Origin of the sequence: Nocardia bhagyanarayanae (assembly GCF_006716565.1) — a bacterium.
GTDB classification, from domain to species: domain Bacteria; phylum Actinomycetota; class Actinomycetes; order Mycobacteriales; family Mycobacteriaceae; genus Nocardia; species Nocardia bhagyanarayanae.
This window is the reverse complement of the sequence record NZ_VFPG01000001.1, coordinates 186,294-197,972: the sequence shown is the minus strand read 5'-3', so window position 1 is coordinate 197,972 and position 11,679 is coordinate 186,294. Positions and strand designations below refer to the sequence as shown.

The 11,679-nt window shown below is 69.7% G+C and carries 14 protein-coding genes; 5 read left to right on the top strand and 9 right to left on the bottom strand.

Features of this window, described 5'->3' with window-relative positions; translation table 11 throughout:
• Positions 1-10: 10 nt before the first annotated feature.
• Both FB390_RS00825 and sdhC read right to left on the bottom strand, forming a co-directional pair.
• A complete protein-coding gene (locus FB390_RS00825) occupies positions 11-442 on the bottom strand; it encodes a succinate dehydrogenase hydrophobic membrane anchor subunit (protein ID WP_141807228.1) in 432 nt (143 codons plus the stop codon).
• Positions 443-447: 5 nt separating this feature from the next.
• Positions 448-846: a succinate dehydrogenase, cytochrome b556 subunit gene (gene sdhC, locus FB390_RS00820; protein ID WP_141807227.1), complete on the bottom strand. Its 399-nt coding sequence runs from the start codon at positions 844-846 to the stop codon at positions 448-450.
• Between the two features lie 314 nt (positions 847-1,160).
• Between sdhC and FB390_RS00815 the strand changes: the two genes are divergently transcribed.
• The 4 genes from FB390_RS00815 (at position 1,161) to FB390_RS00800 (ending at position 4,897) form a co-directional block, all read left to right on the top strand.
• On the top strand, positions 1,161-1,562 hold the full coding sequence (locus FB390_RS00815) for a cytidine deaminase (RefSeq protein ID WP_141807226.1): 402 nt from the start codon (positions 1,161-1,163) through the stop codon (positions 1,560-1,562).
• 99 nt (positions 1,563-1,661) lie between these two features.
• Entirely contained in the window at positions 1,662-2,951 is a 1,290-nt protein-coding gene (locus FB390_RS00810; RefSeq protein WP_246123796.1) for a thymidine phosphorylase, read from the top strand.
• 132 nt (positions 2,952-3,083) lie between these two features.
• The gene (locus FB390_RS00805; RefSeq protein ID WP_141807224.1) at positions 3,084-4,181 is read left to right on the top strand and encodes an adenosine deaminase; all 1,098 of its coding nucleotides are present in this window, start codon (positions 3,084-3,086) and stop codon (positions 4,179-4,181) included.
• 59 nt (positions 4,182-4,240) lie between these two features.
• Positions 4,241-4,897 carry a hypothetical protein gene (locus tag FB390_RS00800; RefSeq protein ID WP_141807223.1) on the top strand — a complete coding sequence of 219 codons (657 nt, stop codon included), beginning with the start codon at positions 4,241-4,243 and terminating at the stop codon, positions 4,895-4,897.
• A 37-nt stretch (positions 4,898-4,934) separates the two neighbouring features.
• Here FB390_RS00800 and FB390_RS00795 read toward each other — a convergent pair whose 3' ends face one another.
• From FB390_RS00795 to FB390_RS00775, 5 genes are read right to left on the bottom strand one after another with little or no spacing between them, the layout of a single operon-like run.
• Positions 4,935-6,179, bottom strand: a complete 1,245-nt coding sequence (locus tag FB390_RS00795; protein WP_141807222.1) for a primosomal protein — start codon at positions 6,177-6,179, stop codon at positions 4,935-4,937.
• Between the two features lie 26 nt (positions 6,180-6,205).
• Positions 6,206-6,553: a YbaB/EbfC family nucleoid-associated protein gene (locus tag FB390_RS00790; protein WP_141807221.1), complete on the bottom strand. Its 348-nt coding sequence runs from the start codon at positions 6,551-6,553 to the stop codon at positions 6,206-6,208.
• A gap of 22 nt (positions 6,554-6,575) precedes the next feature.
• Positions 6,576-6,926 (bottom strand): hypothetical protein, encoded by a 351-nt coding sequence (locus FB390_RS00785; protein ID WP_067787800.1) that lies wholly within the window; start codon positions 6,924-6,926, stop codon positions 6,576-6,578.
• Positions 6,923-8,038, bottom strand: a complete 1,116-nt coding sequence (locus tag FB390_RS00780) for a C40 family peptidase (protein WP_141807220.1) — start codon at positions 8,036-8,038, stop codon at positions 6,923-6,925. Before FB390_RS00780 ends, FB390_RS00785 begins: the two co-directional genes overlap by 4 nt.
• A gap of 4 nt (positions 8,039-8,042) precedes the next feature.
• On the bottom strand, positions 8,043-8,360 hold the full coding sequence (locus FB390_RS00775) for a hypothetical protein (RefSeq protein WP_067787796.1): 318 nt from the start codon (positions 8,358-8,360) through the stop codon (positions 8,043-8,045).
• Positions 8,361-8,506: 146 nt separating this feature from the next.
• Here FB390_RS00775 and upp point away from each other — a divergent pair, with 146 nt between their 5' ends.
• Positions 8,507-9,130 carry a uracil phosphoribosyltransferase gene (upp, locus tag FB390_RS00770; RefSeq protein ID WP_141807219.1) on the top strand — a complete coding sequence of 208 codons (624 nt, stop codon included), beginning with the start codon at positions 8,507-8,509 and terminating at the stop codon, positions 9,128-9,130.
• A gap of 202 nt (positions 9,131-9,332) precedes the next feature.
• Here upp and FB390_RS00765 read toward each other — a convergent pair whose 3' ends face one another.
• Together FB390_RS00765 and FB390_RS00760 are read right to left on the bottom strand one after the other, a co-directional pair.
• Positions 9,333-10,826 carry a phospho-sugar mutase gene (locus tag FB390_RS00765; protein WP_141807218.1) on the bottom strand — a complete coding sequence of 498 codons (1,494 nt, stop codon included), beginning with the start codon at positions 10,824-10,826 and terminating at the stop codon, positions 9,333-9,335.
• A complete protein-coding gene (locus tag FB390_RS00760; RefSeq protein ID WP_141807217.1) occupies positions 10,827-11,606 on the bottom strand; it encodes a purine-nucleoside phosphorylase in 780 nt (259 codons plus the stop codon). It abuts the gene before it with no gap.
• Positions 11,607-11,679: the final 73 nt, after the last annotated feature.

Genomic DNA, 11,679 nt, shown 5'->3' with positions numbered 1-11,679 from the left:
GGGCCTGTTCCTAACTGATGTTGGGGTCGAAGGTGAAGATGACGTAGGTACCGACGCCCGTGACCAGGATCATCGAGATCACCAGCAGGGTCTTGAGCCAGAACCGCGTCGAATCCTTGCGGGAGTAGTCGTCGATCACGGTGCGCAGACCGTTGCCGCCGTGCAGCTGGGCCAGCCACAGCATGGTGAGGTCCCAGATCTGCCAGAACGGGGAGGCCCAGCGGCCCGCGACGAAGGCGAAGTTCAGTCGCTGCACGCCGCCGTCGATCATCAGCATGATGAACATGTGGCCCAGCACCAGGACCATCAGCAGCAGGCCGGAGAAGCGCATGAACAGCCACGCGTACTTCTCGAAGTTGTTGCTGGAGCGGGCGCGCGGCGAGCGGGGCAGATCCAGGCTGGCCGGGCGGTCGTAAGACTTACCGAGAACAGGTGCGCTCATGGCTATCAGTGCTCCGTCAACAGGTAGAAGAACTGGCGGCCGACACCGGCGGCCGAGACCAGGATCCAGATCGCGAGCACGATCCAGAGCATCTGGCGCTGGTAGCGCGGGCCCTGGGACCAGAAGTCGACGAGGATCACGCGGACGCCGTTGAGCGCGTGGAACAGCACGCAGACCACGAGGCCCATCTCCATCAGCGCGACGAGCGGGGTCTTGTAGGTCTCGATCGCCCCGTCGTAGGTCTCCGGGCTGACGCGGACCAGGGCGGTATCCAAGACGTGCACGAAGAGGAAGAAGAAGATGGTGACACCGGTGATCCGGTGCAGCGCCCAGGACCACATTCCGGGGTCGCCTCGGTACAGCGTCTTCCGCTTCGGCTGGGCCGGAGCTTCGATCGTGGTCATAGAGTGCGGTGCCTCCAACGTCGTTGATGGACCCGGTCTCAGGTCCCGGGCCGGCCGCGTGAAGGGGGCGAATACCCAGGTTGCTGCGCTGTGCTCCAAGTGTGCTGGAGCACGGTGCTCCGTGTGCGCGAGGCCCGCCGGGAACCTGAACCGATCTGTTGTGGACTCTAATCCTCTCGGTTTCGCGGAACTAATTCGGCGTGCCGTGCGTTGCGCGACATTCCGCTGGGTTAGGTTTACCTTTGTCGATGCGTAATGGGGTGCGCGCGGGCTCTCGCGCGGGCTCGTCGCGGTGGTTCGGCGGGAGGTTCGCGATGCCGGAAATCGAGTGGAATGTTTTGCGCGACAATGCTATTCGAGTTATGCGCAACGCCTATGCGCCCTACTCCCGTTTCCCGGTCGGCGCCGCGGCTCTCACTTCGGACGGTCGAATTGTGAGCGGTTGCAATGTGGAAAATGTCTCATATGGATTGGGCCTCTGCGCCGAATGCGTACTCGTCGGTAACTTATTCGCGGGCGGCGGCGGGCGTCTCGCGGCGGTCTCGGTCTGCGATTCCCGCGGCGAAATCCTGATGCCGTGCGGTCGCTGCCGCCAACTCCTCTACGAACACGGCGGCCGCGATCTCCTGGTGGACCACCGCACGGGCCCCGTCCGGCTGAGCACCCTGCTGCCCGACGCCTTCGGCCCCGACGACCTGAATGCCGGGCAGCAGTAGCGACAGCTCGTCAGCAGTCGGCTTCGGACGATGCGGCGAGGCTATCGGAGGCCACCGACAGGAACCAGGCGCGGTGGAGTGTCGTGCCAGACTGGCCGGGTGACGGGTGTGGACGCGGTTTCGATCATCACGACCAAGCGGGATGGCGGGGAGCTCTCGGACGCGCAGATCGCCTGGGTGATCGACGGATTCACCAGGGGCGCGGTGGCCGACGAACAGATGTCGGCGCTGGCCATGGCCATTGTCTGGCGCGGGATGACGCGCAGGGAGACGGCTCGCTGGACGGCCGCGATGATCGCCTCCGGGCGGCGGATGGACTTCACGGACCTGCCGCGGCCCACGGTGGACAAGCACTCCACGGGCGGGGTCGGCGACAAGATCACGCTGCCGCTCGCGCCGCTGGTCGCCGCGTGCGGCGCGGCCGTGCCCCAACTGTCCGGACGTGGGCTGGGACACACCGGCGGCACCCTGGACAAGCTCGAGTCGATCCCCGGCTGGCGGGCCGACGTCGACGTCCCGCGCATGCGCGAGATCCTGGCCGACCCGTCGATCGGCGCGGTCGTCTGCGCGGCGGGGGCCGACCTCGCGCCCGCCGACAAGCGCCTCTACGCCCTGCGTGACGTCACGGGCACGGTCGAGTCGATCCCGCTGATCGCCAGCTCCATCATGAGCAAGAAGATCGCCGAGGGCACCGGCGCGCTGGTGCTCGACGTGAAGGTCGGGGCGGGCGCGTTCATGAAGGACCACGGCGCGGCCCGCGAACTGGCCACGACCATGGTCGAGCTCGGCACGGACGCCGGGGTGCGCACGGTCGCGTTGCTCACCGCGATGGACACCCCGCTGGGGCGAACCGCGGGCAACGCGCTCGAGGTGGCCGAATCGGTCGAGGTGCTGGCCGGTGGCGGGCCCGCCGACGTCGTCGAGCTCACCCTCGCGCTGGCGCGCGAGATGGTGGCGCTGGCGGGCTTGGACATCGATCCGGCCGACGCGCTCGCCGACGGACGGGCGATGGATCACTGGCGCGCGATGGTGCGAGCCCAGGGCGGCGACCCGGACGCGCCCCTCCCGCGTGCGAGGCACACCGAGACCATCCGTGCCGAGCGCGACGGCGTACTGACCCGCCTGGACGCCATGGGCGTCGGCGTCGCCGCGTGGCGCCTCGGCGCGGGCCGCGCCCGTCAGGGCGACCCGGTGCAGTTCGGCGCGGGCATCGAGATGCACGCCAAGCCCGGCGATCCGGTCGTCGCGGGACAACCGCTGCTCACCCTGCACACCGACACGCCGGACGCGATCCCGGGAGCCGTTGCCGCACTGGCGGATTCGATGACGATCGGCGTCATCGCACCGACCGGCGACGCCTCGCTGATCTTGGAACGAATCGGTTCCTGAGCGCCGAAACCGGCCGTACCCGGCATCGCTACGGAGACGCGCTGTGAACCGCCCCGTGGCCCGCCGGCAACGAGATGGTTGCCACGGCGGAACTTCGCTGCCGATTCCGCGCGCCGCGGCTAACGTGTGGTCATGACAGGACCGATGCCGCTCACCCTCGCCTCGATCCGCCAAGCTCCCAAGGCGCTGCTGCACGATCACCTCGACGGTGGTCTGCGGCCCGCGACGGTACTGGAGCTCGCCGCCGATTGCGGTTACGAAGACCTACCCGCCACCGACGAGGCCACCCTGGCGGCCTGGTTCCGCGACGCCGCAGACAGCGGTTCGCTGGAGCGCTATCTGGAGACGTTCGCGCACACCGTCGCGGTCATGCAGACACCGGAGGGCCTGCGCCGGGTGGCCCGCGAGTGCGCCGAGGACCTGGCCGCCGACGGCGTGGTGTACGCGGAAGTGCGTTTCGCGCCCGAACAGCACCTGGAGCGCGGCCTGAGCATGGACGAGGTGGTCGAGCACACCTTGGCGGGCTTCCGTGAGGGCGAGGCGGCCGCCGCGGAGGCGGGCCACTCCATCGTGGTCACCTGCCTGCTCACGGCCATGCGGCACGCGGCGCGTTCGCGGGAGATCGCCGAGCTCACGGTGCGCTGGCGCGACCGCGGGGTCGGCGGCTTCGACATCGCGGGCGCGGAGGCGGGCTTCCCGCCCAGCAGGCACCTCGACGCGTTCGAGTACATGCGGGCGAACAGCGCGCACTTCACCATCCACGCGGGCGAGGCGTTCGGCCTGCCGTCGATCCACGAGGCGCTGGCGTTCTGCGGCGCGGACCGGCTCGGGCACGGCGTGCGCATCACCGACGACATCCATGTGCCGGGCGCGCTGGAGGACGCCGAACTGGGTCTGGTCGCGAACTACGTGCGGGACATGCGGATTCCGCTCGAGCTGTGTCCGTCGTCGAATGTGCAGACCGGCGCGGTGCCCGCCCTGGAGAAGCATCCGTTCGATCTGCTCGCCCGGTTGCGTTTCCGCGTCACGGTGAACACCGACAACCGCCTGATGAGCGACACCACGATGAGCGCGGAGATGCTGAAGCTGGTGGAGACCTTCGGCTACGGCTGGAGCGATCTGGAGCGGTTCACCATCAACGCGATGAAGTCGGCCTTCATCCCGTTCCCGGAGCGGCTGCGCATCATCGACGACATCATCAAGCCGGGCTACGCGGTGCTGCTCGGCTGACCGGGCGAGCCCGGACATCCGGCGCGCGTGGCACCCCGGGCGGTCTATCGTGGGATGTTGTGACGAGTGTGCAGATTCCCGGTCGATTCAACGGCCCGCCGGATTCGGGTAACGGCGGTTACGTCTGCGGACGTCTCGCCGAACACCGTGACGAGGGCACCGTCACCGTCATGCTGCGCAATCCGGCACCGCTGGATACGCCGTTGCGGCTGGAGGACGGCAAGTTGTTCGACGGCGAGCGCCTGATCGCCGAATCGCGGGCCGGGGCGTTCGAACGGGACGTCCCGGATCCGGTCTCGCGCGACGTGGCGGAGAAGGCCGCGGGCGCGTACGAGACCAACGAGATGTTCGCGTACTGCTTCGTCTGCGGAAACGCGCGCGAGGACGGCCTGCGTCTCACACCGGGGCCGGTGCGCGCCGACGTGGTCGCGACCCCGTGGACGCCCGACGAATCGCTGCCGATCGGCGGCGCGCTGCTGTGGGCGGCGCTGGATTGCCCCGGCGGCTGGTCGGTGCCGAACATGCTGGACCGGCCCGCGCTGCTCGGCTCGATGACGGCCACGGTGCTCGACCTGCCCGAGGCGGGCGAGCCGTGCGTGGTGGTCGGAGAAAACCACGGCGAGCAGGGCCGCAAGATCTTCACCGCCGCCGCGGTCTACGGCGCGGACGAGCGGCTGCTCGGTCACTCCGAGCACATCTGGATCAGACTGAAATGAGTAGGGGCCGAACGAATTCGGCCCCGATCTCAGCGGACTACTGCGGCGTGAGCCGAGCCTCGAACCCGTGCTCGAGCTCGCGCCAGCTCTGCGCCTCCGCGGCGAACGGCGGGTTCGGCGCCATCCGCGTCGGGTCCGGGTTCAGCAGGTACGACACGTACCAGCCCAGGGGAGTGGACTGGGCCAACGCCTGCTCGACGGCGTCGTCCTCGGCGTAGTCGGCGGCATCGGTGAACAATTCGACGGCCAGGTCGAGCTGTTCGATGTCGACCGCCTCCGGACCCTCGGCCAAGTCGTCGGCCAGGCCGGGCAGCACGTAGACGTTCTCGTCGGTCACCTCGACCTCGAGCGAGCCGTCCACGGCGGCGGTCTGCACCTCGCCGTAGGTGCTCACCTTCGCCAGATCGTGGTCGTGCTCGTCGGCGAGGTAGCGCGCGAGGGCGCGCTCGGAGGTGAACACCGTGATCGAGCCGTTCTTGCCGAGGAAGATCGGTTCGTCGTCGAGGTAGCAGCGCAGCGTGAAGTAGGTGCCGTCCGCGGTGACGATCTTGACCGGGTCGATGCCGACCTCGTGCCAGAACGAGTCGTCTTCCTCCTCGTCCTCGTCGTCCAGGTCGACGGCCTCGAATTCCTCGTCCTCGTCGCTGTCGGCCGCGTCGTCGGCGTCGACCACGTTCTCCTCGGCCGCGAGCAACTCGGCCTCGGCGACCGCGACGGCCTCGGCGTCCACGTCCGGGGTGGCGACCACCGAGTCGATGGCGTCGAGCACCGAGTCCCAGTCCTTGGCGATGGCCGCGCCGATCTGGTCCCAGAGTTCCTCGCCGTCGCGACCGACGAACGCGCTCACCCCGCCCGGCAGCGCGCCGAGCACGGGGTGCGAGCCGAAGAACTTGGTGACCGTCTCCAGCTCGCAGACCTCGCCGATGTTGCGGACCATGCCGAGGGTGTCCTCCAGCTCGGCGATGCTGTCCACGTCGGGATCACCTGCCGCCAGCTCCGGCACCGCGACCAGGTCGAACGTGAAATTCTCCTCCGGCTCCAGTTCCACCGCCGAGAGCCCGGCGACGACCTTCCACGCGGGATGGTCGACCAGATCGTTGTCGGAGCTGGTCCGGATGAACGCGGCCAGTTCGGCGACGGTGTCGAAACCATAGAGGGAATCCTCATGTCCGAGGAATGCCATCCACTCGTCGTCACCGTCGCGCCAGCGCGGTGCCCACAGGGTGACGAGATCGCCGTCGGTCAGGCCGAGCTCGATCGGGACGATGTCTCCAGAAGCCATGTCCGGAAGCCTATCGACCTTCCGGCTCAGGCACTATCCGGCCCGCCCCCAATTGTGCCCGCCGCGCCGTTGGGCGCCGGGGCGAACGACTCGTTCAGTGTCGCAACGACCTTCGAGCGCTGCGCCCCCGCGTCCTCGGAGGCCTGCCTACAGGCCCAGACGATCAGCTGGGAGACGTCGGCGGGCGCCATCGAGGTGACCGCCTCCGACAGCTTCAGCCCGACCAGCGCGCCCTCGCTGTTCACCTCGACGGTGACCGCGCCGTCCTCGGTGGTGAACTGGCCGCGCACCTGCTTCAGGCCGTACAGGGCGGCCTCGAGCGCTTCCAGTTTCTGGGTCGCGCTCGCGACGAGCGCGTCCATCTCGGCACTCATGCCAATTCCTCGCTTCGCTCACTCATACCGGCCGCATCCAGCTCGTCGGTCCCGTGTCGGCGTCGTCGATGCGGTCGAGTTCGTCGACCGCCTGCTGCCGGGTGGGCAGTCCGAGCCGGTCCAGGATGTCGGCGGGCATGCCCGACTCGGCGAGGACCTCGCGGCGCTTGGCGCGTGCGGCGATGGCCGAGCGCTGGGTCAGGCGCAGAATCTCGTTGGCGAGAGCCTGTGCGCCGTAACGGTATTCACTGCGCTCGAACTTGATCTCGACCGGCATGCCCTGGTCGGTCGCGCGCACCGCGATGGTGCCGGACCGGTTCTGGCTGACGGCCAGGGTGACGTTCGGGATCTGCTGGGCCTGCTGCTCGGTCATGCTGTCGGCCTGTAGAAGCCGTAGAACTCCATACCCATGTTCTCCGTTCGGATGGAACTGACCGAGACCGGGTCACCGGCCTCGACGAGCTGCCCGTTGCCGACGACCATGGCGACGTGGCCGTCCCATACGGCCAGGTCACCCGGCATCAGATCGCCGGGCGACACCTGCGGGTGTCCGATGTGCTGTTCCTGGGCCAGGCGCGGCAGTTCGACGCCCGCCTCGCTGTAGGCGTACTTGGTGAGGCCGCTGCAATCGATGCCGGAGCCCGGGGTGTTGCCGCCCCAGACGTACGGGGTGCCGACCGCGCTCAGCGCCGACTGGACGGCGGTCGCGGCCTTCTCGTTCGGCGCCTCGACGACGCTGCCGTCGGGCAGGGTGATCTTGACGCCGTCCTTGGTGCTCGGCGCGGCGGTGGTGTTGCCGGGCTGCTGGGACGAGCTCGAGTTGTTGTTCGTGCCGGGACTCGTCTTGGCGACGTTCTGCGCCGAACTGCTCGCCAAGCTCGTTGCCAGCGAGCCGGCTTGGCCGACCACGCCCATCAGGCCCTGGATGCCGGTGCTCGCCGTGCTGGTGATCGCGCCCGGCAGCGACGCGAGCGAGGGGCTGGACGGCGCCGGGGTCAGCTGGGTCATGGTCGCGGTGTGCGTGTCGAGCTCGTTGCGCACCCGGCCGACCACGCCGAGTCCCTGGTTCAGGTGATCGATGGCGGTGCCGACCAGCGCCGCGAAACCCGGCGGCGTCGTGATCGTCGGGCCGAGCGCCGTCGCGGTGTTCACGAAGGACTGCACGATGCCGTTGAGATCCTTTTGCCCGGTCTCCACCTCTGTGGCGGCCTGGTCGACGACGGTCGCCATCTCGTTGCCGCGATCGGAGATGTTCGCGGCGGAGGTCTGCACGCGCAGCGCCTTCGCGGTCGCGGCGTCGGCGGCGACGCCGTCCCACGCGGTGTTCATCTGATTGATGCTGTTGCGGCCCAACTGATGCAGCTGATCCAGCGCCGTCGAGGTGGAGATCAACGAGTCGGCCGGGCCGCCGCTGGGCAACACGCCGGTGCCGAAGCTGCCGAGCAGATCGAGCAACGGCTTGACCAGGAGGTTGACGTCGATCACCGGCTCATCCGTCCAGGTCGGCGGACTTCAGCGCGGCCGCGTTGTTCAGGTCGGTCTCGGTGAGCACGGTCGCCGCTCCGGCCGCCGCGCCGCCCATGCTGGAGAGGACGGCCGACAGTTGCGCGATCGACGCGACGTGTCCGGCGTGCGCCGCGGAATACGCGGCCATGAAATCCCCGCCGATGAGCCCCATGATCGGTCCGAGCAACGCGGGCGAGGCGCCCGCGGCCCCCGCTGCGACACCGGCCATTTCACCGGCCATCACCTCGGCGGTGGCGCCGTAGGCGGCGATGCCCTCGGTGTCCGCCGACATCTTTGCCATAGTGCTTCCCCCATCTGTTCGTTCCCAGGCAGAGTACGTCATCCAACTGGTTCGACGCGCCGCCTTGCCATTCGGTTCCATCGCCTCCGAAAAAAATTCACGAGGACGTTCGACACCGAACTCGCCTCGAACCTTATCGTTCCCTCATGCGTACGCACACCGTGGACCACCCACTCGCCGCCACCCTGCTGACGACGATGCGCGACGCGCGCACGCCGAACGCGGTCTTCCGCAACGCGCTGCGCGATCTGACCGGCATCCTGGTCTACGAGGCGCTGCGTGAAGCCCCCGTGACCAGGTACGAAATCGAAACGCCCGTCGCCTTCGCCGAGGGCGTGCGGCTGGCTCATCCGCCGCTGCTGGTCCCGGTGCTGCGCGCCGGGCTCGGCATGGTCGACGCGGCGGCCGAGCTGATCCCCAACGCCCAAGTCGGTTTCGTCGGCATCGCCCGCGACGAGGCCACCCACCAGCCGGTGCCGTACATGGAATCGCTGCCCGCCGACCTGTCCGGCATCCCGGTGTACGTCCTCGACCCGATGGTGGCGACCGGCGGCTCCATGCGCCACACCCTCGAATTGCTTGCCGCGCGCGGCGCGACCGACATCACCGCGATCTGCGTGGTCGCCGCGCCGGAAGGCATTGCGCTGCTGGAGAAGTCGGATCTGCCGGTGCGGTTGGTGACCGCGACCGTCGACTCGGGCCTGAACTCCGACGCCTACATCGTGCCCGGCCTCGGCGACGCGGGCGATCGCCAGTTCGGACCGCGCTGACGCGCTCGGCGCGGCCGGGCGAACAACTCCCGGATGTGAGCACTGCGCGCCCCCGCGACGAAATCCGGCACGGCGCGCACGCCGGCTGACCGACCGAATGTGACCTCGACCCTGTCCGGCGCGGCCGCGGTGACCTTCCGTCAGGGTGCACCGGGAGGTGTCGATCAGCCAGCGCGGGTGGCGGAACTCGTAGTCGGGATGGCTACAGCGCGCGACAGAACTCGGCGAGTGCGGCAAGCCGTTCGGCGGCACGGCTTCTCGCTTCCGCGAGACCGGCGCGGTCGGCCACCGGCTCGACGACCTCCAGGTAGCACTTGAGTTTCGGCTCGGTGCCCGAGGGCCGGATCACCACACGGGAGCCCGCGCCCTCGAAGATCAGCGCGTCGGTGCGCATCCGGCCGCGCGCCTGGAGCAGATCCGCGTATTTCATCGGCTCGCCCGCGATCTCGTGGGGCGGGTCGGTGCGCAGCCGCTCGACCACCGCCGCGGCGGCCTCGGCGTCGGCCAGCCGCAATGCGACCTGATCGCCCGCGTGCAGGCCGAATTCGACCGCGTACCCGTCGAGTTCGTCGAGCAGTGTGCGCCGCTCGGCCTTCAGCCGTGCCACCAGGTCGGCGGTGAGGACGGCCGCCGAGATGCCGTCCTTGTCGCGCACTGCCGCCGGGTCGACACAGTGACCGATGGCCTCCTCGTAGGCGTACACCAATCCGTCGCCCGCCCTGGTGAGCCATTTGAAGCCGGTCAGCGTCTCGGCGTACCGGGCGCCGCGGGCCGCGGCCAGCTTGGACAGCAGCCGCGACGACACGATCGTGGTGGCGACCAGCGCGTCCGGCGGCGCGGTGCGCAGCACGCAAGCGCCGAGCAGCACGCCGGTTTCGTCGCCGCGCAGCATCCGCCACCCGTCCGGGCCCGGCACGCCGACCGCGCACCGATCGGCGTCGGGATCCAGCGCGATGGCCACGTCGGCGTCCACCCGCTCGGCCAGCGCGAGCAGCAGATCGGCGGCTCCCGGCTCCTCGGGATTGGGGAAGGCGACGGTGGGGAAGTCGGGATCGGGCGCGAATTGCTCGGCCACCACGTGCACGTCGGTGAAGCCCGCCGCGGCCAGCGCTCGCACGGCGAGATCGCCGCCGACTCCGTGCAGCGGCGTCAGCGCGATCCGGATGTCGGCGCGCGCGCCCGGCCCGCCGACGAGTTCCGGTAGCCGGGCCACCCGCGCGAGATAGCGGTGCACGACCGCGTCGTCGGATTCGGCGACCGGTGTACGCGGGATCGATTCGCCGACCGCCTCGATGCAGCGCTCGATCTCGGTGTCGGCGGGCGCGATCAACTGCGAGCCGCCGTCGAGATAGAGCTTGTAGCCGTTGTCCGCCGGCGGGTTGTGCGACGCGGTGATCTGCACGCCCGCCACCGCGCCGAGCTCGCGCACCGCGTACGCCACCACCGGCGTCGGCACCGCGCCGGGCAGCAGTGTGACCGGAAAGCCCGCCGCGGCGAAGATTTCCGCGACCGCGGCGGCGAATTCGGGCGAACCGTGCCTCGCGTCGCGGCCCACCACGACGTGACCGCCGCCGAGGCATCGGCCGCGCAGCCAGTCGACCACGCCCGCCGTCGCCCTGCTCACGGTCGTCACGTTCATGCCGTCCGGGCCCTCGCGCAGCGGCCCGCGCAGACCGGCGGTCCCGAAGCGCAGCATCTAGAGCCGCTCCAGCACGCCGCGCAGCAGTTTGCCGAGTCTCGGCGCGGCCGCGTTGCCCTCGGCGAGCACCTCGGCGTGCGACAGGTGCTCGCCCGTCACGCCCGCGGCCAGGTTGGTCACCAGCGAGATGCCGAGCAGCCGGGCGCCGAGCGCGCGGGCGGCGATGGCCTCCAGCACCGTCGACATGCCGACCAAGTCGGCGCCGATGGTGCGCAGCATGCGGATCTCGGCGGGCGTCTCGTACTGCGGTCCGGTCAGGCCCGCGTACACGCCCTCGCTCAGGCTCGGGTCGATTTCCCTTGCCAGCGCCCGCAATTCGGGGTCCCACGCGTCGACCAGATCGACGAAGGTGGCACCCGCCAGCGGGGTTCGGGCGGTGAGATTGAGGTGGTCGCTGATCAGGACCGGCTCGCCGACCTGCAGACCGGGCCGGACGCCGCCCGCCGCGTTGGTCAGCACCACGATCTCCGCGCCCGCCGCCACCGCGGCCGACACCGGGTGCACCACGTCCGCGGGTTGATAGCCCTCGTAGAGATGCTGGCGGCCCATCAGCAGCAGCACCGGCGTCTCACCGACGGGCACCGAATGCACCACGCCGACATGGCCCTGCGCGGTCGGTTCGCCGAAGCCGGGCAGTTCCGGCATCGACACCGACGCCGACGGCGCGCCGATCTCCGCGGCCGCCTGTTGCCACCCCGAACCCAGCACCACGGCCACCCGGTGGCGCTCGACTCCCGTACGTTCCGCGATCGCCTCGGCGGCCTGTTCGGCAAGCATGGGCTCAGTGTATTTGGCGCGCTGGCGCGCGCGTGTTCGCGGCAGTGTTTGTGGCGCGCTGGCGCGCGCGTGT

What these genes read in the sequence shown, in the direction of transcription:
- FB390_RS00785 (WP_067787800.1), bottom strand. Translation starts at nt 6,926, where the DNA reads ATGACCGAGCAGCAGGCCCAGCAGATCCCGAACGTCACCCTGGCCGTC.
- upp (WP_141807219.1), top strand. Translation starts at nt 8,507, where the DNA reads ATGCGTACGCACACCGTGGACCACCCACTCGCCGCCACCCTGCTGACG.
- FB390_RS00825 (WP_141807228.1), bottom strand. Translation starts at nt 442, where the DNA reads ATGAGCGCACCTGTTCTCGGTAAGTCTTACGACCGCCCGGCCAGCCTG.
- FB390_RS00815 (WP_141807226.1), top strand. Translation starts at nt 1,161, where the DNA reads ATGCCGGAAATCGAGTGGAATGTTTTGCGCGACAATGCTATTCGAGTT.
- sdhC (WP_141807227.1), bottom strand. Translation starts at nt 846, where the DNA reads ATGACCACGATCGAAGCTCCGGCCCAGCCGAAGCGGAAGACGCTGTAC.
- FB390_RS00775 (WP_067787796.1), bottom strand. Translation starts at nt 8,360, where the DNA reads ATGGCAAAGATGTCGGCGGACACCGAGGGCATCGCCGCCTACGGCGCC.
- FB390_RS00760 (WP_141807217.1), bottom strand. Translation starts at nt 11,606, where the DNA reads ATGCTTGCCGAACAGGCCGCCGAGGCGATCGCGGAACGTACGGGAGTC.
- FB390_RS00795 (WP_141807222.1), bottom strand. Translation starts at nt 6,179, where the DNA reads ATGGCTTCTGGAGACATCGTCCCGATCGAGCTCGGCCTGACCGACGGC.
- FB390_RS00765 (WP_141807218.1), bottom strand. Translation starts at nt 10,826, where the DNA reads ATGCTGCGCTTCGGGACCGCCGGTCTGCGCGGGCCGCTGCGCGAGGGC.
- FB390_RS00790 (WP_141807221.1), bottom strand. Translation starts at nt 6,553, where the DNA reads ATGAGTGCCGAGATGGACGCGCTCGTCGCGAGCGCGACCCAGAAACTG.
- FB390_RS00805 (WP_141807224.1), top strand. Translation starts at nt 3,084, where the DNA reads ATGACAGGACCGATGCCGCTCACCCTCGCCTCGATCCGCCAAGCTCCC.